16 protein-coding genes are annotated in these 20,215 nt (G+C 51.2%); 14 read left to right on the top strand and 2 right to left on the bottom strand.

Features of this window, described 5'->3' with window-relative positions; all coding sequences use genetic code 11:
• Positions 1–7: 7 nt before the first annotated feature.
• From rsmH to ftsZ, 14 genes are all read left to right on the top strand, one after another.
• Positions 8–967 (top strand): 16S rRNA (cytosine(1402)-N(4))-methyltransferase RsmH, encoded by a 960-nt coding sequence (gene rsmH / locus ACPAOP_RS00910; RefSeq protein WP_423708966.1) that lies wholly within the window; start codon positions 8–10, stop codon positions 965–967.
• Complete coding sequence (gene ftsL, locus ACPAOP_RS00905; RefSeq protein ID WP_423708965.1) at positions 964–1,239, top strand: cell division protein FtsL; 276 nt, start codon at positions 964–966, stop codon at positions 1,237–1,239. The genes rsmH and ftsL overlap by 4 nt, the downstream gene beginning before the upstream one ends.
• Positions 1,236–2,999, top strand: coding sequence for a peptidoglycan D,D-transpeptidase FtsI family protein (locus tag ACPAOP_RS00900; RefSeq protein ID WP_423708964.1), 1,764 nt, complete (start codon positions 1,236–1,238; stop codon positions 2,997–2,999). Before ftsL ends, ACPAOP_RS00900 begins: the two co-directional genes overlap by 4 nt.
• Positions 2,999–4,534, top strand: coding sequence for a UDP-N-acetylmuramoyl-L-alanyl-D-glutamate--2,6-diaminopimelate ligase (locus ACPAOP_RS00895; protein WP_423708963.1), 1,536 nt, complete (start codon positions 2,999–3,001; stop codon positions 4,532–4,534). Before ACPAOP_RS00900 ends, ACPAOP_RS00895 begins: the two co-directional genes overlap by 1 nt.
• Positions 4,534–5,931 carry a UDP-N-acetylmuramoyl-tripeptide--D-alanyl-D-alanine ligase gene (locus ACPAOP_RS00890; protein ID WP_423708961.1) on the top strand — a complete coding sequence of 466 codons (1,398 nt, stop codon included), beginning with the start codon at positions 4,534–4,536 and terminating at the stop codon, positions 5,929–5,931. The genes ACPAOP_RS00895 and ACPAOP_RS00890 overlap by 1 nt, the downstream gene beginning before the upstream one ends.
• Before the next feature lies 1 nt (position 5,932).
• The gene (gene mraY, locus ACPAOP_RS00885) at positions 5,933–7,102 is read left to right on the top strand and encodes a phospho-N-acetylmuramoyl-pentapeptide-transferase (RefSeq protein ID WP_423680801.1); all 1,170 of its coding nucleotides are present in this window, start codon (positions 5,933–5,935) and stop codon (positions 7,100–7,102) included.
• A 38-nt stretch (positions 7,103–7,140) separates the two neighbouring features.
• Positions 7,141–8,643, top strand: coding sequence for a UDP-N-acetylmuramoyl-L-alanine--D-glutamate ligase (gene murD, locus ACPAOP_RS00880; protein ID WP_423708959.1), 1,503 nt, complete (start codon positions 7,141–7,143; stop codon positions 8,641–8,643).
• Between the two features lie 83 nt (positions 8,644–8,726).
• The gene (gene ftsW / locus ACPAOP_RS00875) at positions 8,727–9,860 is read left to right on the top strand and encodes a putative lipid II flippase FtsW (protein ID WP_423682237.1); all 1,134 of its coding nucleotides are present in this window, start codon (positions 8,727–8,729) and stop codon (positions 9,858–9,860) included.
• Positions 9,857–10,939 carry an undecaprenyldiphospho-muramoylpentapeptide beta-N-acetylglucosaminyltransferase gene (gene murG, locus ACPAOP_RS00870; RefSeq protein WP_423708958.1) on the top strand — a complete coding sequence of 361 codons (1,083 nt, stop codon included), beginning with the start codon at positions 9,857–9,859 and terminating at the stop codon, positions 10,937–10,939. The genes ftsW and murG overlap by 4 nt, the downstream gene beginning before the upstream one ends.
• A complete protein-coding gene (gene murC / locus ACPAOP_RS00865; RefSeq protein ID WP_423680805.1) occupies positions 10,936–12,321 on the top strand; it encodes a UDP-N-acetylmuramate--L-alanine ligase in 1,386 nt (461 codons plus the stop codon). Before murG ends, murC begins: the two co-directional genes overlap by 4 nt.
• 18 nt (positions 12,322–12,339) lie before the next feature.
• The gene (locus tag ACPAOP_RS00860) at positions 12,340–13,299 is read left to right on the top strand and encodes a D-alanine--D-alanine ligase (protein ID WP_423680806.1); all 960 of its coding nucleotides are present in this window, start codon (positions 12,340–12,342) and stop codon (positions 13,297–13,299) included.
• Positions 13,300–13,313: 14 nt separating this feature from the next.
• Positions 13,314–14,096: a cell division protein FtsQ/DivIB gene (locus ACPAOP_RS00855; RefSeq protein ID WP_423680807.1), complete on the top strand. Its 783-nt coding sequence runs from the start codon at positions 13,314–13,316 to the stop codon at positions 14,094–14,096.
• Positions 14,093–15,325, top strand: a complete 1,233-nt coding sequence (gene ftsA / locus ACPAOP_RS00850; protein ID WP_186884784.1) for a cell division protein FtsA — start codon at positions 14,093–14,095, stop codon at positions 15,323–15,325. The genes ACPAOP_RS00855 and ftsA overlap by 4 nt, the downstream gene beginning before the upstream one ends.
• A 123-nt stretch (positions 15,326–15,448) precedes the next feature.
• Complete coding sequence (gene ftsZ, locus ACPAOP_RS00845) at positions 15,449–16,645, top strand: cell division protein FtsZ (RefSeq protein ID WP_423680809.1); 1,197 nt, start codon at positions 15,449–15,451, stop codon at positions 16,643–16,645.
• Positions 16,646–16,747: 102 nt separating this feature from the next.
• Here ftsZ and ACPAOP_RS00840 read toward each other — a convergent pair whose 3' ends face one another.
• Entirely contained in the window at positions 16,748–18,256 is a 1,509-nt protein-coding gene (locus ACPAOP_RS00840) for a S8 family peptidase (RefSeq protein ID WP_423708957.1), read from the bottom strand.
• Between the two features lie 51 nt (positions 18,257–18,307).
• Positions 18,308–19,972, bottom strand: a complete 1,665-nt coding sequence (locus tag ACPAOP_RS00835) for a hypothetical protein (protein WP_423708956.1) — start codon at positions 19,970–19,972, stop codon at positions 18,308–18,310.
• Positions 19,973–20,215: the final 243 nt, after the last annotated feature.

Below are 20,215 nucleotides of genomic sequence, written 5' to 3'. Positions count from 1 at the left end.
GCGGGCAATGACGACACAGCAGGCGACAGAATACACGCATACAACGGTACTCCTGAATGAGGCCGTGGATGCACTCGGCATATCCGGTGACCGTGCAAACGGAGTTTATGTTGATGGTACTTTCGGACGTGGCGGACACAGTCGTCTGATTCTGCAACAACTCGGCCCTCAGGGGCGTCTGATCGCTTTTGATAAAGATGTGCAGGCGATTGCTTGTGCGGCACAGATCGATGATCCCCGCTTTCATATCGTGCATGACAGTTTTGCGGCAATGACAACTGCGCTGGAACAGCTGGGCGTCAGCAAAGTCGACGGTATTCTGATGGATCTGGGTATCTCTTCACCCCAAGTCGATGATGCTAGCCGGGGTTTTAGTTTCCGTTCAGATGGGCCGCTTGATATGCGTATGGATACCAGCCGCGGAATGTCCGCCGCTGAATGGCTGGCAATTGCAGAAGAAGAAAAAATCAGGGAGGTGATAAAAAATTATGGGGAAGAACGGTTTGCTTTTCAGATTGCAAAGGCGATTGTTGCTCGCAGGCAAACGGACTCCATTACTGGAACCCGACAACTTGCCGAACTTGTCGCGAACGCCGTCAAAACTCGCGAGAAGGGCAAGGACCCGGCAACTCGCACCTTTCAGGCTATACGGATTTTCGTCAATAAAGAGCTTGAAGATCTCGAGATAGGTCTTGATGCCGCTTATGTGGCTCTGGCGCCTTTCGGCCGTATGTCTGTCATCAGTTTTCATTCTCTGGAAGACCGGATAGTGAAGCAGTTTTTTGCCTCTAAAGTGAAGGTGGAGCAGCCGGACCGGCGTTTGCCTATCCGTCAGGTTGATTTACCACAGGCAAAAATGCGCTTGCTGGACCGGATCAAGCCTTCCGAAGCCGAGGTTGCCGTGAATCCCCGTGCACGTTCCGCGATCCTGCGTGTTGCCGAGCGTTTGCCGGAGGTGCTCAAATGATCACGCGTGTGAATGTTATTCTTGCGGTGGCGCTGATTACCTGTGCTTTGTCCCTGATCAATTCTCAGTATCAGGCACGGCGCCTGTTTATTGAGCTGGAGCGCGAGCAAAGCCTGAGCAAACAATATGAATTGCAATGGACGCAATTGAAACTGGATCAATCTACTTTCGGTAAACACTCGCGGATTGAGGAAACAGCGAGCAAGGAACTGAACATGGTGCCGGTCACGCCGGCGCGCACCCAATATCTGAAAGCGGTGGAGCTGAAATGAGCCGCGCAGGGAACATGTCACGTACAGCTGCTTCGCGCGGTGTTTCATTTTCCTCCAATCCTGTGTTGGAAGTGAAATTGCCTATCTGGCGTTCCAGGCTGGTGTTGTTTTTATTATTCGGTGCTTTTTTTGCGCTGATCGCGAGGGCGTTGTGGCTGCAGGGAATGACGACGGATTTTCTGCAGAAGCAGGGAGCCAATCGTTATGCGCGCACTTTGGAATTACCTGCAACCCGCGGAAAAATTACTGACCGTAACGGTCAGGTGCTGGCATCGTCTGTGCCCGTGAAAGCGATATGGGCGATTCCCGATGATGTTCTGGAAGCGCCTAAAGAAAAGATCCGGCAACTCGCAGCCTTACTCGATGTGAGTGAGGCTGAGTTACGTAAGAAACTTGATTCCGATCGCCAGTTTGTGTATTTGAAGCGGCAGGTAGAACCACAGATATCCGACAAAATTCAGGCGCTTGCTATTCCTGGTGTTGAAACCCGCAAAGAGTACAAGCGTTTTTATCCCGAAGGTGAAGTCATGGCGCACGTCGTCGGTTTTACCAATGTGGAAGATGTCGGGCAGGAAGGAATAGAGCTTGCCTCGGAAAAAAATCTCGCAGGTAAGACAGGTAGTCGTCGCGTTATCAAGGATCGACTTGGACGTATCGTCGAAGATATTCGCGCGGTTCGTGAGCCGCATGACGGTAAAGAGCTGACCTTGTCTCTCGATAGCAAAATTCAGTATATCGCTTATACCCACTTAAAAGATGCAGTGGAAAAACACAAGGCGAAAGCGGGAGGCGCCGTAGTACTGGACGTGCACACCGGAGAGGTCTTGGCTCTGGTGAACTTGCCCAGCTATAACCCGAATGACCGCTCGGTACTCACCGGCGCACAGTTGCGTAATCGTGTTATTACCGATACGTTCGAGCCGGGTTCGACCATGAAGCCCTTCACCGTTGCACTGGCGATTGAGACCGGACGGGTTACTCCCGATACTGTATTTCAGACCGCTCCGGGATACATGACGATAGGCCCGGCTGTAATTCATGACGCCCACAAAGAATCGGTGCTGACCGTTGCTCAGATTATTCAGAAATCTTCGAATATCGGTGTCGCCAAAATGGCGTTGCAAATGCCACCGAAAGAAATGTGGGAATTGTTCACTACATTAGGGTTTGGTCAGCAGCCGAAAATTGGCTTTCCCGGCGCAGTTGCTGGTCGTTTGCGGAATTATAAGAATTGGCGGCCGATTGAGCAGGCGACGATGAGTTACGGCCATGGTCTCTCAGTATCGCTATTACAGATGGCCCGTGCATACATGATCTTTGCTCGTAACGGTGACATGATACCGATCACCTTTCAAAAAACCAGCGAAGCGCCTGCAGGGCAGCGTGTTATTTCCGATAAAACGGCACAGCAATTACGCGCCATGATGGAATCGGTCACACAGCCGGGCGGTACCGCAACTCAGGCTCGCGTCCCTGGTTACCGCGTGGCCGGGAAAACTGGTACCGCACACAAGATAGAAGGCGGTCGCTACGTCAATAAATACGTCGGCGACTTCATCGGTTTTGCTCCTGTATCCAATCCACGCGTCATCGTTGCTGTGATGATTGATGAACCAAGCACTGGCGGTCATTTCGGCGGTATTGTCGCCGCTCCGGTTTTTGCTGCTATCACCGCGAATGTATTGCGCTCCATGAACGTACCGCCTGATTCATCTGTCACCAGCATCATTCCTGACAACAGCGTGCAGGAGAGCATGTAATGACCAATAAAAAAATATCCATTAACGAAATTGTTAACTGGCTGCGGCAAGTCGCACCAGATGCACAGTTGTGCTCAAATTCGGCAAAAATCATTACTGGCGATGTGTTTTTTGCTGCCCGTACGCATCATGGCGATGGCCGTCAATATATTGCAGATGCCGTTGCCCGCGGAGCCGTTGCGATCGTGTATGACGCAGCTGATGACGACACATTTGTGTGGGATGAGCAAATTTCAGTTCCTCATTTTTCCGTGCCGGATTTATCGCCGCAACTTGGTCTGATTGCGAACGAGTGGTATCACAATCCTGACCGGAGTATGTTCAGCGTGGCAGTTACCGGTACCAATGGCAAGACTTCTTGCAGTCAATGGCTGGCAAAAGCGCTCTCGATGGAAAAGTGTGACACCGCAGTAATAGGCACTCTGGGTACCGGTGTTTATCGCAATGGTGTATTGAGACAGTTATCGGAAACAGGCTTTACAACGCCGGATGCGATCAGTTTGCAGCGCACGCTTTCTGAGATGCAGAAAAATGGTGCGGAGGCGCTGGCGATAGAAGCGTCGTCCATCGGTCTCGATCAGGGACGGCTGAATGGCTTGCATATTGACGTTGCTTTATTCACGAATCTGACCCGAGATCACCTTGATTACCACGGTGATATGGATGCCTATGCAGCAGCCAAACAAATTTTATTTGACTGGAATGGTCTGACGACCGCCGTCATCAATCTTGATGACGGTTTCGGGATGCATCTGTTAAGCCATTTACAGCAGACGCGGCCAGATATCAATCTGATGGCTTACAGCCTAGAAAAAACAGCTTACGAAGGTGCTTCTTTACTCAGTGCCAGTCATCTGAAGACCACGCATGCAGGAACCAGTTTTCATCTCGAGTCGCCGTTTGGCTCTGCTCTCGTGAAAACACAATTAATCGGGCGGTTTAATGTCAGCAATATTCTTGGTGTACTCGCCGTTCTTTTGAGTAAAGGAATTCCTTTACTCAAAGCGGTCGCACTGATAGAAAAATTGCCGCCGGTGCCCGGGCGCATGCAACTGGCCGGTACTGCCGGACATGTCATGGTCGTGATTGATTACGCCCACACACCGGATGCCCTTGAAAAGACTCTTGAAGCGTTGCGCCTCGTCGCGGATGAGCGCGGTGGACAGTTATGGTGTGTCTTTGGTTGTGGCGGTGATCGGGATCCGGGCAAGCGCCCACAGATGGGACGGATATCGGAGCAAGCGGATCACGTGATTGTCACCAGCGACAATCCGCGCAGCGAAGATCCTGCTCTCATCATCGGGCAGATTGTGGCTGGGATGAGCACAACTCCGCATGTCATTGAAGATCGTGCTAATGCAATCCTGTATGCGATCAAACACGCTGCCGACCAGGATGTGGTACTGCTGGCGGGTAAAGGGCATGAAGCCTATCAGGATATTAATGGTAAGAAATGGCCATTTTCAGATGAAGAGCATGCTGCGCTTGCGCTGGCAACCGTGGCAACCAGCGGCAACATGAAGAGAGGTAGCTGATGCATTTTACTCTTCAACAATTACAACCAGTGCTGACATCCGCGCTCATGACAGCGGACGCAGCGGTGACAGGTTTAACTACCGACAGCCGCAAAATTAAGGCGGGGGATTTGTTTGTTGCCTTGCGTGGTGAAAATTTTGATGCCCACGATTTTCTGGCGCAGGTTGCCAATTCAGGCGCAGTCGCCGTCGTGGCAGAACGGATCCCGGAACATTTTGCATTACCTGCACTCATCGTGCCGGATACCAAACTGGCATTAGCTGAGATCGGCCGATACTGGCGACAACAGTTTATGTTGCCGGTAATTGGTGTGACGGGTAGTAACGGTAAAACGACCGTTAAAGAAATGATTTCATCGATTCAGAGCGTGGCTTTTGGTGTCGAATGTCGTTTAGCGACCAGTGGCAATCTGAATAATGAAATCGGCGTACCGCTGACTATCCTTGGTCTCACCCCATCGCACCGGGCTGCAGTGATAGAAATGGGCATGAATCATCCCGGGGAAATTGCCTTGCTGGCCTCAGTTGCTTTACCGACAGTCGTCTTGGTTAATAACGCCCAGCGTGAACATCAGGAGTTTATGCAGACGGTCAAAGCTGTCGCTGAAGAAAATGGTGCAGCTATAAGAGCGCTGCCAGATGACGGTGTTGCTGTTGTTCCTGCAGAAGATGAATATTGTTCGTTGTGGCAGCAATATGCGGCAGAACGCGGACAACGTAAAGTTATTCGCTTTGGATTAAACAGCAATGCCGAAGTCCATGCCAGTTTTGTGGCGACCCCGTTCGGCAGTGAAGTCAACATGCATATAGCAGGCCGCCCATCTGAGGTTCATTTGCAGGCAGCCGGTCAGCACAATGTCTTGAATGCGCTCGCCGCCGCTGCGTGCTGCCACGCGATAGGAATTTCTGACGAATTCATCGTTGCTGGTCTGGAGAATTTCAGCCCGGTGAATGGTCGTTTGCAGCGTAAGCAAGCCAGTTGTGGCGCGATGGTGATTGACGATACCTACAATGCCAATCCGGATTCTGTCCGTGCCGCAATCGACGTGCTGACGCAGATCGGCGGCGCTACTGTTCTGGTACTGGGAGACATGGGTGAAGTGGGCGAAAACGGTGCTCAGTTTCATAAAGAGATCGGCGAATATGCCAAAGCTCAGGGTATTACAGAGCTTTATTTACTTGGTGATCTGGTCGCCCATACTGCAAAGGCTTATGCCGGGGCACACTATTTCACCGATATACAGGATTTATTCAGAGCCTTAGACAACAGTATTCATCAGGAAAAGACGGTATTGGTCAAAGGCTCACGTTTCATGAAAATGGAACGCGTTGTCAGCCATTTGTTGGCGGCGGATGACGGTACTTCAACACAACAAAAAATAACAGGAACTCATTAGCATGTTGCTCTGGTTGGCAGAAATTTTTAAACAGGATCTGGGGCTGCTACGCGTCTTCGGTTTTATCACGTTCCGCGCAGTATTTGCGACCATGACCGCACTGGCGATCGGCATCTTTGCCGGGCCGGCGGTGATTCGTATGCTGACTCGTATGAAAGTTGGTCAGGCTGTGCGCTCATATGGGATGGAAACCCATTTGGTGAAGTCCGGTACGCCAACGATGGGTGGTGTGCTCATTTTGATTTCGATCGCGGTTTCTACGCTGCTCTGGTCTGATCTCAGTAATCGCTTTATCTGGGTTGTGCTGATCGTGACGCTGGGCTACGGCGCCGTCGGCTGGGTTGATGATTATCGTAAGGTCGTCTACAAAGATCCGGAAGGCATGCGTTCGCGCGAAAAATATTTCTGGCAATCACTGATCGGTATTGCTGCTGCGTTTTATCTCGCGTTCTCGGTATCTGCACCAAGTAATTCCAAGATTCTTGAGCTGCTGTTTGCATGGGTGCAATCGGGGTTTAGTATGGATTTACCACCGAAGGCAGATTTGATTGTGCCGTTTTTTAAATCGATCAGTTATCCACTCGGCGTCTGGGGCTTTATCGCACTCACATATTGCGTGATCGTTGGCACCAGTAATGCAGTGAATTTCACGGATGGACTCGATGGCTTGGCCATTATGCCCGTGATTATGGTCGGTACAGCATTAGGTTTGTTTGCCTATCTGTCCGGTCATATCGGTTACTCGAAGTATTTGTTGATTCCGCATATCCCGGGAGCCGGTGAATTGCTGATTTTCTGCGGCGCGATGACCGGTGCCGGTCTCGCATTCCTGTGGTTTAACGCTCACCCGGCGCAGGTGTTTATGGGCGACGTTGGTGCACTGGCGCTGGGTGGAGCGCTTGGCACGCTGGCGGTAATCGTCAGACAGGAAATCGTTCTGTTCATTATGGGCGGTATTTTTGTGGCGGAAACACTGTCGATTATTTTGCAAGTGTCTTACTTCAAATTTACAAAAAAGCGCTTTGGTGAAGGTCGCCGTTTATTTTTGATGGCACCGCTGCATCATCATTTCGAGAAAAAAGGCTGGAAGGAAACGCAGGTCGTTGTACGTTTCTGGATCATCACGATGTTGCTGGTACTGGTTGGCTTATCTTCACTGAAGTTACGCTGAAGTCTGATTTTTATTTTGTCTGGCAGAAGTAAGGGTTTATGAATTTTTCTGAAAAACACGTATTAGTCCTGGGACTGGGAGAATCCGGTCTCGCAATGGCTCGCTGGTTGTTGCGTGCCGGGGCTCGTTTGCGTGTAGCGGATACCCGCTCTGCACCGGAACGTTTAACGGCGTTACGCGCGCTGAACGATCAGATCGAATTCATTGCCGGTGAATTTTCAGCAGAGTTGCTGAACGATATCGATTTCGTCGCCGTCAGCCCAGGCCTCGCGCCCGCGCGTGAATTGCGGGACATCATTCCTGCGGCAAAGGCTAAGAATATCCCGTTGTGGGGAGAGATAGAGTTATTTGCTCAGGCCCTGTCCCGCCTGAAAGAAGAGCGGGCTTATGAGCCGAAAGTCATTGCGATTACGGGAACGAATGGCAAAACGACAGTGACCAGTCTGGTCGGCTTATTGTGTGAACGCGCTGGTTTAACAACCCGAATGGCGGGCAATATCAGTCCGGCGGTTCTTGATGTGTTGTACGAAGTGATAGAGCAGGATGCATTGCCACAAGTATGGGTGCTGGAGTTATCCAGTTTTCAGTTGCACACCACATTCAGTCTGAATGCGGATGTTGCTACCGTGCTCAATATCACTCAGGATCATCTCGACTGGCACGGTAGTATGCAAGCCTATTGTGCAGATAAAGCACGGATTTTCGGTGAGACGACGATACAGGTCCTGAATCGTGATGATGCTTTAGTGATGAGCATGCTGAAACCGCAATCAACAGCCATTAGTTTTGGTGTCGATGCGCCTGAGCATATCGGTGATCTTGGCCTCTTGAGTGAACATGGTATGGGGTGGCTGGCGGTATCGGTTCCGGCAGAAGATGTTCCTGTCGTTACCACTCGCCGCAAGAAAAAAGACGCAGAAGAAATCCCGGGCCTGATCACACGTCTGATGCCAACTGATGCATTGCAGATCCGCGGTCAGCACAATGCCGCGAACGCGCTTGCTGCACTGGCATTATGCCGTGGCATCGGCCTGTCATTTGCGCCTTTACTGCACGGCTTACGTGAGTATAAGGGTGAGCCTCATCGTGTCGAACTCATCAATACTGTTGGCGGTGTTGATTACATTGATGACAGTAAGGGAACGAATGTCGGCGCAACTGTCGCCGCCTTAAAAGGCTTGGGACAGCAGACAGACGGATTCGACAAACGCATCATTCTGATTGCCGGTGGTGAGGGAAAAGGACAAGACTTTTCTCCACTGGCAGATGTGGTCGGACGATATGCGAAGAGTCTGCTGCTGATTGGTAAAGCGAAGGACGAGATTCGTCAGGCAACTTCTACAGCGCAGGTAGCGACTCAGGAATTTAACAGCCTCGAACTTGCGGTGCAGGCAGCGGCAGATGTTGCAAAAGAGGGCGATATTGTTTTGCTGTCTCCAGCCTGTGCAAGTCTGGACATGTTCCGTAACTATGCGCACCGGTCCGAGGTTTTTGCTGCGGCGGTACGAGAAGTAGCATTATCTCGCGGGGAGATTTGCTGATGAAGCAATTGCTCCTGCCATTACAGAAGTGGCTTCCATTTTCGGCTCCGGGTCCGGAGACGCAACTGGTGAATCGCTCGAAAATGATGAACTATGATCAGCCATTGGTATGGGTGACCATGATACTGATGTTGTTCGGTATGGTTATGGTGTACTCGGCATCCATTTCTCTGCCGGATTCGCCTAAATATGCGAGCTATAAAAATTCGCACTTCCTTGTACGCCAGGCGATGTTTGTTCTGGTCTCGGTGATTGCGGCGGCACTGGTATTTCGTATGCCAGTGCTGACATGGCAAAAACTGGCACCGTATCTGTTTGTGTTTACCTTGATTCTGCTTGTTGCTGTTTTGATTCCCGGTCTCGGGAAGGGCGTGAACGGCGCGAAGCGCTGGCTGTCATTTAAGGTATTTAATTTGCAGCCGTCGGAATTCATGAAGTTATTTATGGTGCTGTATGCCGCTGACTATACGGTGCGCAAGCAGGAATACATGCACAAGCTGACCAAAGGCTTTGTTCCTATGCTGGCAGCAGTGGGCGTGGTCGGCTTGTTGTTACTGCTGGAGCCAGATCTTGGTGCCTTCGGTGTGATTGTCTGTATTGCGATGGGCATACTTTTTCTGGGCGGGATCAATGGTATCTGGTTCGGTGGTATCGCCGCTACGCTGGTCGGCATTTTTACGATGGTGATTCTGCTTTCGCCTTGGCGTCGCGAACGTATCTTTGCGTATCTAAGTCCGTTTGATGATGATCACGCGCTTGGCAAAGCTTATCAGCTGACGCATTCGCTGATTGCATTCGGGCGTGGTGAATTGTTTGGTGTCGGTTTGGGTGCGAGCGTTGAAAAATTACATTATCTTCCCGAGGCACATACGGATTTTCTGTTAGCTGTGATCGGTGAAGAACTGGGTTTTGTCGGCGTCACTGCAGTCGTTTTATTGTTTTATTGGATTATTAAACGCGCATTTGAAATTGGCCGGCAAGCGATTGCGCTGGATCAGACATTCGCCGGTCTGACCGCGAAGGGCATTGGCATCTGGATTGGCGTGCAGGCATTTATCAATATGGGTGTGAATCTTGGCTTATTGCCAACCAAAGGTCTGACGTTGCCGTTGATGAGCTACGGCGGTTCCGGAGTGTTAATTAATTGTGTGGGGCTGGCTATTTTGTTGCGGGTCGATTACGAAAATCGAGTTTTGATGCGTGGAGGCCGTTTATGACTTCAGCCTCTCCGAAAAAACTCATGATTATGGCCGCAGGTACTGGCGGTCATATTTTCCCAGGACTGGCGATTGCAGAATTGATGCAGCAACGCGGCTGGGAAGTCTCCTGGCTGGGAACCATGACTGGCATGGAGTGCCAGATTGTTCCTAAACATCATATTCCTATGGATAGTCTGGACTTCACCGGACTGCGAGGCAAAGGCTGGAAACACAGCGTAACAGGGGCTTTCAAACTGATCGCCAGCTTCTTTCATTGCGGACGTATTTTCAGTCAGCGTCGTCCTAATGTCGTGCTTGGCATGGGCGGCTATGTGACGGTACCCGGCGGTGTGGTCGCCGCCTTGCGCGGTACGCCGTTGGTACTGATGAATGCTGATGCTGCATTGTTATTGTCGAATAAAGCGCTGAAGCCCTTTGCCAGAAAACTGCTATTTGGTCTGCCGTCTGAGAATTTATCTGTCGATCAAAAAACTGCATTGACTGGTAATCCTGTGCGTCAGGAAATTACGGCATTACCTGCCCCCGTAACGCGTTATGTCCAGCGTACAGGTGCTTTACGTATTCTGGTTGTCGGCGGTAGCCTGGGTGCCAAAGTGTTGAATGATTGCCTGCCAAAAGCACTGGCATTGATGTCTGAAACGCAGCGCCCGATGGTTACTCATCAATCCGGTAAACAAAATATTGATGCTTTGCGTGAGAACTATGCAAAAGCCGGCGTGCAGGCCGAGATCCTCGATTTTATTGATGATATGCCGCGGCGTTATGCCGAGGCAGATCTGGTGATTTGCCGCGCCGGCGCGATTACCGTATCGGAGTTAACAGCCGCTGGTGTTGCCAGCATACTCGTGCCTTTTATGGCTTCCAGTACGTCGCATCAAAAAGAAAATGCTACCTGGATGGCACAGCAGCAGGCAGCAGTTTATCTGCCTCAGTCGGAGATGACGCCGGCGCTGTTGGCTGAAAAATTACAGGCGCTTGATCGCCATCAATGTTTGCAGATGGCAGAGAAGGCGTATGCACTCGGTCAGCGTGAGGCGAATGCCAACATTGCAAAAATTCTGGAAACATTAGCATGAAACATAAAGTTAAACATATTCACTTTGTCGGTATCGGCGGCTCGGGTATGAGCGGTATCGCTGAAGTATTGCTCAATCTCGGATACACCATTTCAGGTTCAGATCTGAGTAGTAACTCTGCATCACAGCGTCTCGCAAGTCTCGGTGCGGACGTGAAGATCGGGCATGCGGCGGAAAATATTGAAGGTGCTGATGCGGTTGTGACATCAACGGCAGTGAAAGCAGATAACCCGGAAGTGATCGCTGCAAGAGCAAAGCACATTCCTATCGTGCCACGTGCGCTGATGCTGGCTGAGCTGATGCGCCTGAAAAGTGGTATTGCGATCGCCGGCACACATGGAAAAACAACGACGACCAGCCTGGTGGCGAGCGTGCTGGCACAAGGTGGTTTCGATCCTACTTTTGTGATTGGCGGCAGACTCAACAGTGCTGGAGCAAACGCAAAATTAGGAAGTGGTGATTTTATTGTTGCTGAGGCGGACGAGTCAGATGCTTCGTTTCTGAATTTGTTACCGGTGATGGAAGTCATCACGAATATCGACGCAGATCATATGGAAACCTATGGACATGATTTTGCGCGACTGAAACAAGCCTTCATCGAATTCACACAGCGACTGCCATTTTACGGGGTTGCGGTGTTGTGTGTGGATGATTCGAATGTCCGTGAAATCATGCCGTTCATTTCCAAGCCGGTTGTTACCTACGGTTTCCGTGAAGACGCTGATGTCCGTGCGATAGACGCGATCGCTGCCGATGGCAAGATGCATTTCACGGTGGTGCAGGACGGTTATGCTGATATGCGAGTGAGTTTAAATCAGCCTGGTATGCATAACGTTCAGAACGCATGCGCTGCGATTGCGATCGCGCGTGAAGTCGGTGTTGCTGATGAAGCGACACAAAAAGCGTTGAGCGAATTTAATGGTGTGGGTCGTCGCTTTACCCGTTATGGCGAGATCGCGCTGACTGGTGGTGGCAGCTTCGCCCTGGTTGACGACTACGGACATCATCCCGTCGAAATGGCGGCTACTCTGGCGGCCGCACGCGGCGCTTATCCCGGACGCCGTTTAGTTCTGGCATTTCAACCGCACCGCTATACCCGGACGCGCGATTTGTTTGAAGATTTTGTCAAAGTCATTTCTACTGCCGACGTCGCCGTATTGGCGGAAGTGTATGCCGCTGGCGAAGCGCCGATACTCGCCGCTGACGGGCGCTCACTGGCACGCGCCTTGCGGGTGATGGGAAAAATAGAACCGGTATTCGTTGAGGAAATTCAAGAGATGCCCGATAGCTTGTTGCACGTCCTGAAAGATGGAGACGTGTTGATTGTGATGGGTGCAGGATCGATCAGTGCAGTGCCGGCAAAACTGGCACAGGCAAAATAAATAAAGTGATACAAAATCATGAGCGAATTTGATTACAAATCTTTGGGTAAAGTCGGCGTGTTGTTTGGCGGGCGTTCTGCCGAACACGATGTCTCCATTATGTCCGGTAACGGAGTGCTGGCAGCGCTGAAAACTAAAGGCATTGATGCATACGCCTTCGATCCTTCGCAACGTAGTATTGCAGAATTAGCGGCCGAAAAATTTGACCGTGTGTTTATCGCTTTGCATGGCCGGTATGGCGAAGACGGCAGTATGCAGGGCGTACTGGAACAATTAAATATTCCTTATACCGGCAGTGGCGTAATGGCATCGGCGATTGCCATGGATAAAATTTTTACCAAACGTATCTGGCAAACGCACGGCATCAGTACGCCGGGCTATGCCGTGTTGAATAGTCAGTCTGATCTGACCAAGATTGCGCAAAACCTCGGGTTGCCACTGATCATGAAGCCGCCACACGAGGGCTCGACGATAGGGATTACTAAAGTCAGTACTGCGACGGAAATGCAGCAGGCGTACACACTTGCCGCACAGTTTGATGAAGTGGTGCTGGCAGAGGAGTTTATTGAAGGACGTGAATTCACCGTTGCCGTGCTCGGAAGAGGAGAACAGGCCTATGCACTGCCCATCATTGAAATCGTTGCGCCGGACGGTAACTACGATTATCAGAACAAATATTTCACTGACGATACGCAATACTTGTGCCCGGCTCCGCTGGATGCTGCACTGACGGCATCGATCCAGCAAATGGCAGTTGAAGCATATCGTGCGCTGGATTGTGAAGGCTGGGCAAGGATAGACGTGCTGGTACGCAATTCGGATCAGCGTCCGTTTTTGCTGGAAATTAATACCTCACCAGGTATGACAGGACATTCATTGGTACCGATGGCAGCCAAAGCGACCGGGATGAGTTACGAAGATCTGTGCGTTGAAATTTTAAAGACAGCGCGTTTGAAAATCCGTACTGAAACGAAGTAAAGAAGGAATAACTGATGTGGCACGACGTCAAACTGATGAACAACACTGCGAATGCCTTATTTGGCATGGTGCTGTTCATTCTGATGATGTCCGGTGTCTGGTGGGTGATACAGCGTCCCATGTTTACCCTGACGTCAATCCGGGTCGAAAGCATGAGTCCGCAAGCCTTGAAGCATGTGAACGCGCTGACGATCAGGAATTCAGCAGTACCACGCATCAGGGGGAATTTTTTTACGGCGAATCTGGACGCTGTACGCGGTGCTTTTGAAAGTGTTCCATGGGTAAGAAAAGCGAGTATCCAGAGAGAGTGGCCGAATAAGCTGATTGTCAGACTGGAAGAGCATGTCGTGTTAGGTACCTGGGGCAATGACGGACGTTTAATTTCGGTTAATGGTGATGTGTTCACCGCCAATCTGGCGGAAGCAGAAGAGGATGCGGATCTGATTAATCTGAGTGGTCCCGATGGCAGTGAGAAAGAAGTGCTGACGCAGTATCAGGAATTTAAAAAATGGTTCTCCAGAATTAATCTCGAACCGGATGAAGTGAAATATTCGAGTCGCTATGCGTGGAGCGTCAAATTAAATAACGGCATGCAGGTAGAGTTAGGCCGGGTGCAGGACAGTAAGACGTTGCAGAACAGGGTAGAAAAGTTGATGACGGTGTATCCGCAATTGATATCGAGTCTGGAAGACAGTATTCAAAGTGTAGACATGCGTTATCCGAATGGATTGGCACTGAAGTCCAGCCACAGTTCCATAGGATTGAAAAAGCAAACAAAAGCAAGTGGGAAGACATGACAAAAGACGCAAAAAATCTGATCGTTGGTCTCGATATCGGTACCTCCAAAGTGGTGGCGGTTGTCGCTGAAGTCATGCCTGATGGCAGACATGAAGTGATCGGTCTGGGACAGCACGAATCGAAAGGCCTGAAAAAAGGCGTGGTCGTGAATATTGAAGCGACGGTCGAATCGATACAGCGTGCACTGGAAGAAGCCGAGCTGATGGCGGATTGCAAGATCAGTCGTGTCTATACAGGTATTGCCGGCAGTCATATCCGTAGTTTTAATTCCAGCGGCATGGTGGCGATTAAAGATAAGGAAGTGACTGCAGCCGACGTGTCACGCGTTATCGAAACGGCGAAAGCGGTGAACATCCCGACTGATCAGCAGCTGCTGCACACCTTGCCACAGGAATTCATCGTTGACAGTCAGGATGATGTGCGTGAACCGATAGGCATGAGCGGCATCCGTCTCGAAGTCAAAGTACATATCGTCACCGGTGCAGTTTCTGCCGTGCAGAACATTGTGAAGTGTGTTCGCCGTTGCGGGCTGGAAGTATCCGATCTGATTTTACAACCGATGGCATCAGCAGAAGCGGTGCTGACGAAAGATGAAAAAGAACTCGGTGTTGTTCTGATTGATATCGGTGGTGGCACGACAGATGTCGCGGTTTTTAGTGAAGGTGCGATTCGTCATACGGCAGTGATTCCGATCGCTGGCGATCAGATCACGAATGATATTGCGATGGCTTTACGCACACCGACTTCGGAAGCAGAAGAAATCAAAGTGCGTTTCGGTGTCGCCAAGCAAGTGCTTGCAGATCCTGCGGATACGCTCGATGTACCGGGTCTTGGTGATCGCGGTCCGCGTTCGCTTTCACGCCAGGCACTGGCTGCGGTGATCGAACCGCGTGTTGAAGAATTATTCGCGCTGGTGCATCAGGTGGTACGCGAATCCGGTTACGAAGATGTGCTCTCATCAGGCATCGTACTGACAGGCGGATCGTCAGCGATGCCTGGCATGGTTGAGATGGCGGAAGATATATTTTTGAAGCCAACGAGATTAGGAATGCCAGCATATAGCGGACAGCTTGCTGACGTTGTCAGAAGCCCGCGTTATGCCACTGTTTTAGGTTTGTTGTTGGAAGCGAAGAAGCAGTATTTGCGCGGTCATCTTGTGACAAGGCAGGAAGGTTCAGCAAAAGCAGTCTGGCAGCGCATGAAAGAGTGGTTTTTGGGGAATTTTTAAGTAGCTTTTTGTATCGTAATTGGTGTACTCATTTTATAATGGTTTGATCTACAGTTATTAGTCGCTAGTTGTCACATCTCGTGATCATTAGCGACTGGTAACTGCCTATCCGGAGGAGTCATGATGGAGTTCGATATGGTTGATAACGCCACACAAGGTACTGTAATCAAAGTGGTTGGCGTGGGTGGTGCAGGCGGCAATGCTGTTCAGCACATGATCAATAAAGGTGTTTCCGGCGTTGAGTTCATCGCCGCAAATACGGATGCGCAAGCGTTACTGCAATCCAAAGCGCATAACGTCATTCAAATCGGTGAAACTGGTCTGGGTGCGGGTATGAAGCCGGATGTCGGTCGCAAACTGGCAGAAGATTCACGTGCCCGCATCGAAGATGCATTGCGTGGTGCACACATGGTCTTTATCGCTGCCGGTATGGGGGGCGGTACTGGTACCGGCGCTGCACCGGTCGTTGCACAGGTGGCGAAAGAGCTCGGGGCGTTGACCGTGGCGGTTGTTTCCAAGCCATTCTCTTACGAAGGTAAGAAATGCATGGACATCGCCGATGAAGGTCTGGACGCTCTGACCCAGCACGTTGATTCGCTGATTATCATTCTCAACGAAAAACTCGAAGAGATTTATGAAGACGACAGCATGATCGAATGGCTGCAACATGCGGATGATGTGCTGAACAATGCCGTTGCCGGTATTGCAGAAATCATCAATGTCCCGGGCCATATCAACGTTGACTTTAATGACGTGAAAACGATCATGGGTGAGCAAGGTAAAGCAATGATGGGTACGGCGACAGCTTCCGGTGTTGACCGTGCACGTATCGCTGCTGAACAAGCTGTTGCATCACCTTTACTGGATGGTATCGATCTGTCCGGTGCACGTGGTGTGTTGGTGAATGTAACTGCCAGCCGCAGCCTCAAAGGTAAAGAAATTAAAGAAGTCATGGCAGCTGTGCGCGCATTTGCAGCGCCGGATGCATCGATTGCTCAAGGCATCGCCTACGACGACACTATGGGCGACGATATCCGTGTGACGGTCGTTGCAACTGGTCTGGGACGCGGTAAGAAAAATATTCAGCTGGTACAAACACCGATGCTGCGTACCGGTACTAATAACGAACCGATGATGGCTGCAGCGATGGCTACCACCTCAGTGTCTAATGGTATGGCAACTGCGGCACCGGCATTTGACGGATTAAGCAAGCCTGCAGTATGGCGTCGTGAGTCTGCTTCTGATACGGTACGTGCGCTTGAAAAAAATGGCATGGAAACCTACGATATTCCGGCATTTTTGCGTAAGCAGGCAGACTGATTCATCTGTCGCTTTGATAAAAAAAGCCCGCTGATCATGCGGGCTTTTTTATTTTCTGCGAAAGAGGATTGGTCGTCCCGATTGGATACCGGGAGTGCTGGCCTAACTCCCGCTGGCTGTTTTGACTGCTGCGGCAGCATCGACAATGCCAGCACCGCAGCCGGGACAGTTTGCTGGCGCGGGACGTGCAGTTCTGATCAGTATGCTGCGTATCTGTGCTGACGTCAGTTTAGGATTGGCCGCCATCATCAGCGCGATCACTCCTGCTACGTGCGGTGTTGCTTGTGAAGTGCCTGCCATCAAACCATAGGTGGTATCGTCAGTAGAAACGGTTTTTCCGGTTGGTAGTGTTGACAGGATTCTGTCTGCACTTGTCGTAAATCCTCCACCCGGGGCAGTGACACTGACGGTCGCACCGTAATTGGAATAGCTCGCGCGTCCACCTGCAATCGAGTTGGATGCGACGGTGATAACACCCGGGCAATTTGCCGGGCTCGAGAGTTTGGCATCCACAGATTCATTGCCAGCTGCAACGACAATGACTGCGCCATTTGCAATCGCGCTCTGATAGGCTGCGGCGGTTGTTTTACTGCAGGGGTGCGTACCACCCAGCGAGAGATTAATCACATTCGCTTTGTTGACATTATCTGGTAGTCCATCGATATGTAAGCCGGCAGCCCAGGCAACGGCGTCGGCGATATCAGAACTTTCGCCGCCACACTTGCCCAATACCCTTAGCGGCAATATTTTCGCATTGGGAGCCACGCCGGTAATACCGGTACCGTTTGCCGCTGCAGCAATCGTGCCGGCAACGTGCGTACCATGCCAGCTGCTGCTCTGGACTTGCGTCGGACAGTCCGTATCGGAACTGTCAACCCAGTCCCCGGAGTCGATTGCATCCGGACCACGTGCGGTCGTCACGCCATCCGGCAAGCTCAGGCGTGCGGTGACGGGGTTGCTGATAAAGTTGTAGCCATACTGTTTCGCCGCACCGCCCTGTGCCGGGATCAGATTGGGCAGCAGGTCCGGATGGGGCCGGTAGCCGGTATCGACGACAGCCACGACAATCTTGTCTCCTTTGCTGATATCCCATGCTGCTGGCAGATTCAGTCCGCCTGCTTGTGCAGTGCTGTCCTGCATATCCCATTGCGATGAGAACAGTGGGTCTGTTGGTGTATAGGCCGGACGCAGAATGTAATCAGGTTCTGCGTATTCCACCGTCGCATCGGCTGCCTTGAGTTTCGCAGCGAGTGCCAGCATTTGCGAAGGCTTCAGACGGGTGGACGACTTATAAACCCAGCCACCGGTGACGATCTGACGTTTGACAGAAAATGTTGCACCATAATTTTTTGCCGCAGATTGCAGTGCTGAAATCCGTTGTGCCTGCAATTGCATCAGTCCCGTTTTATTGCCGCTGATACTGGCTGTTTCGGCGGCATTACTGCGCTCGTTGCGATATTTGACTATGATCTGAGTCAGGTTCTGAGCTTCTTTGTTTGGTGTCGCACTGGCTTGGCTGGCGTCTTTGACAAATGCCAGCGCCGGTGCGCAGAGCATCGTGCTGATGATGGAAACGAGTGCGGATTTTGCTGTGAAATCGAACAATGTCATATTATTTTCTCCACTTCTTCAAGTGTATTGATTCTGCAGATTGCATGATGATCAGCTGGTGTAAGGAATTTTGCTCAGGGTTGCCGGGACTGTTCCGCCGCCGGCCCACTGATCGCCCCAGGTAACAAAGCTGCCATCTTTATTGATCGCGAGGAAGGCACCATAAGCCGTTGCATAAATCGCGCGGACATTATTTAATCTAGTGGCGGCTGCGCTGCTGTCCCCGCCCTTGCTTTTCATACCCCAGGTCACGACAGTGCCATCTGATTTTAAGGCTGCAAATGCATATTTATTCGACGTCAGCGCGACCACTTTTGTCAGCTGCGGACTGACAGCGCTGCTGTCGCCACCCAGTTCAGGGTCACCCCAGCTGACAACGGTGCCATCGTTCTTTAAGGCAGCAAACGCATATTCGGTGGCATGTACAGATTTGACATTGGTCAGCGAGGACTGCACGGCATTGAGGCTGCTTCCCATTCGCGGTAAGTCGCCCCAACTGATGACAGTGCCATCTGTGCGCAGGGCAGCAAATGCCGTCTGCGTCGCGTAAATTTTACTGACGTTGGTTAATGAAGCTGTTACCGAGCTGGAGTCAGCTGAGTCTATCAATGCCGTGTAGCCAAAGGCAGACGCAGCGCCCTTATTGTCTATCGCTGCACCTGCATAGCCGTTCATATAAATTTTTGCGATATCCGTCAGCGTGGTGTTGATTTCGGCATCACCGGAATTGGCAGCATAACCGTAGCCCCAGGTCACGACTTTGCCATCTTTGCGTAAAGCCACGAAGTCAAAGTTACTGCCGGCCAGTTGCGTCACATTGGTCAGTAATGATTGCACCGAGGATGAATTACCTCCGGCATCCTGATCTCCGAACGTCACCACGGTTCCGTCGCTTTTCAGTAGCGCATATGCGCCTTCTGTGGATGCCATAGCTTTGATATCCGAGAGTAAGGCCAGTGTAATCGGACTCAGACCGATTTTGCTGTCACCGATGTAGCCGTCTTCACCATTAGTAATCCCACGGAAACTTCCCCATGCGGCAATTGATCCATCTTTTTTCGTCGCGAAATAAGCCACTCTGCCTGGTATGACCGAAGCGATATTGGTTAGAGCACTGGACGCAATCGCTCCTGTTGCCGGGTAGACTAAATTCGGATCGGTGATGGCGACGTAGCTGCTGCCCCAGGCTTTGATACTGTTGTCACTGAGCAGGGCCGCAAAACCGCGTTCAGACGCAAACAGCTGGGATATGCCAGTGATCGCTGCCGCAGTGTCGGTTTGTCCGCCCCAGACCGGATTGCCCCAGGCGACTGCGCTACCATTTTTTAGTACTGCGAAAGCAGATAGTGCCGTATGCACGGTATTGGCTGCCAGAGTCTGCGTTGCGCTTGCAGTCGAACAGGTCGCCGTCGCAATCAGCGCGGCATTCGCTTGCGTATCCTGAATAGTTGTGCCGGCCCCCATGGCCACGCCGGCAGAACTTTGCCAGGTGACGGTTGGGGTGGCTGAACAACCCGTCGCGCTGACAATTGCCGTCAGGGTGCCACCGCGGGCACCAAATACGTCAATCGACACCGTTGGTGGTGCCGCCGGTTCTGATGCTGCTCCTGAACCGCCGCCACCGCAACCCGACAGAAGTGAAATAAAACCCAGGCCCATCAGTGCGCAGGTCATCCGTGCTGTTTGTATTTTGCCTGATGCTTTGTATTGCCTCATTTACCTGCGTCCTCCTGGTGACAAAAATCAGAAATAGAATTTGTTGGTATTTAAGTAATTAAGTCTGTGAGCTATCCTAGCACTGACTTTCATTGTCAGGGGCTTACTGTGGGGAAATTGCATATAAAAATGTAAAAAACTTTGCAGCAGCGTTTTGTCAGTGTGGACTCTGAGTTGCTTTCAGCAGCTTTTTTTCAGCTCAGGCATACTGCGAGCCTGAGCGCCGGATAATACGGCGCGAGC

The organism is Undibacterium sp. WLX3042 (genome assembly GCF_049544825.1).
Classification (GTDB): Bacteria; Pseudomonadota; Gammaproteobacteria; order Burkholderiales; family Burkholderiaceae_D; genus Undibacterium.
The sequence above is the reverse complement of the archived record's forward strand: the minus strand, read 5'-3'. Positions and strand labels throughout refer to the sequence as shown.

What these genes read in the sequence shown, in the direction of transcription:
- rsmH (WP_423708966.1), top strand. Translation starts at nt 8, where the DNA reads ATGACGACACAGCAGGCGACAGAATACACGCATACAACGGTACTCCTG.
- ftsL (WP_423708965.1), top strand. Translation starts at nt 964, where the DNA reads ATGATCACGCGTGTGAATGTTATTCTTGCGGTGGCGCTGATTACCTGT.
- ACPAOP_RS00900 (WP_423708964.1), top strand. Translation starts at nt 1,236, where the DNA reads ATGAGCCGCGCAGGGAACATGTCACGTACAGCTGCTTCGCGCGGTGTT.
- ACPAOP_RS00895 (WP_423708963.1), top strand. Translation starts at nt 2,999, where the DNA reads ATGACCAATAAAAAAATATCCATTAACGAAATTGTTAACTGGCTGCGG.
- ACPAOP_RS00890 (WP_423708961.1), top strand. Translation starts at nt 4,534, where the DNA reads ATGCATTTTACTCTTCAACAATTACAACCAGTGCTGACATCCGCGCTC.
- mraY (WP_423680801.1), top strand. Translation starts at nt 5,933, where the DNA reads ATGTTGCTCTGGTTGGCAGAAATTTTTAAACAGGATCTGGGGCTGCTA.
- murD (WP_423708959.1), top strand. Translation starts at nt 7,141, where the DNA reads ATGAATTTTTCTGAAAAACACGTATTAGTCCTGGGACTGGGAGAATCC.
- ftsW (WP_423682237.1), top strand. Translation starts at nt 8,727, where the DNA reads ATGATGAACTATGATCAGCCATTGGTATGGGTGACCATGATACTGATG.
- murG (WP_423708958.1), top strand. Translation starts at nt 9,857, where the DNA reads ATGACTTCAGCCTCTCCGAAAAAACTCATGATTATGGCCGCAGGTACT.
- murC (WP_423680805.1), top strand. Translation starts at nt 10,936, where the DNA reads ATGAAACATAAAGTTAAACATATTCACTTTGTCGGTATCGGCGGCTCG.
- ACPAOP_RS00860 (WP_423680806.1), top strand. Translation starts at nt 12,340, where the DNA reads ATGAGCGAATTTGATTACAAATCTTTGGGTAAAGTCGGCGTGTTGTTT.
- ACPAOP_RS00855 (WP_423680807.1), top strand. Translation starts at nt 13,314, where the DNA reads ATGTGGCACGACGTCAAACTGATGAACAACACTGCGAATGCCTTATTT.
- ftsA (WP_186884784.1), top strand. Translation starts at nt 14,093, where the DNA reads ATGACAAAAGACGCAAAAAATCTGATCGTTGGTCTCGATATCGGTACC.
- ftsZ (WP_423680809.1), top strand. Translation starts at nt 15,449, where the DNA reads ATGGAGTTCGATATGGTTGATAACGCCACACAAGGTACTGTAATCAAA.
- ACPAOP_RS00840 (WP_423708957.1), bottom strand. Translation starts at nt 18,256, where the DNA reads ATGACATTGTTCGATTTCACAGCAAAATCCGCACTCGTTTCCATCATC.
- ACPAOP_RS00835 (WP_423708956.1), bottom strand. Translation starts at nt 19,972, where the DNA reads ATGAGGCAATACAAAGCATCAGGCAAAATACAAACAGCACGGATGACC.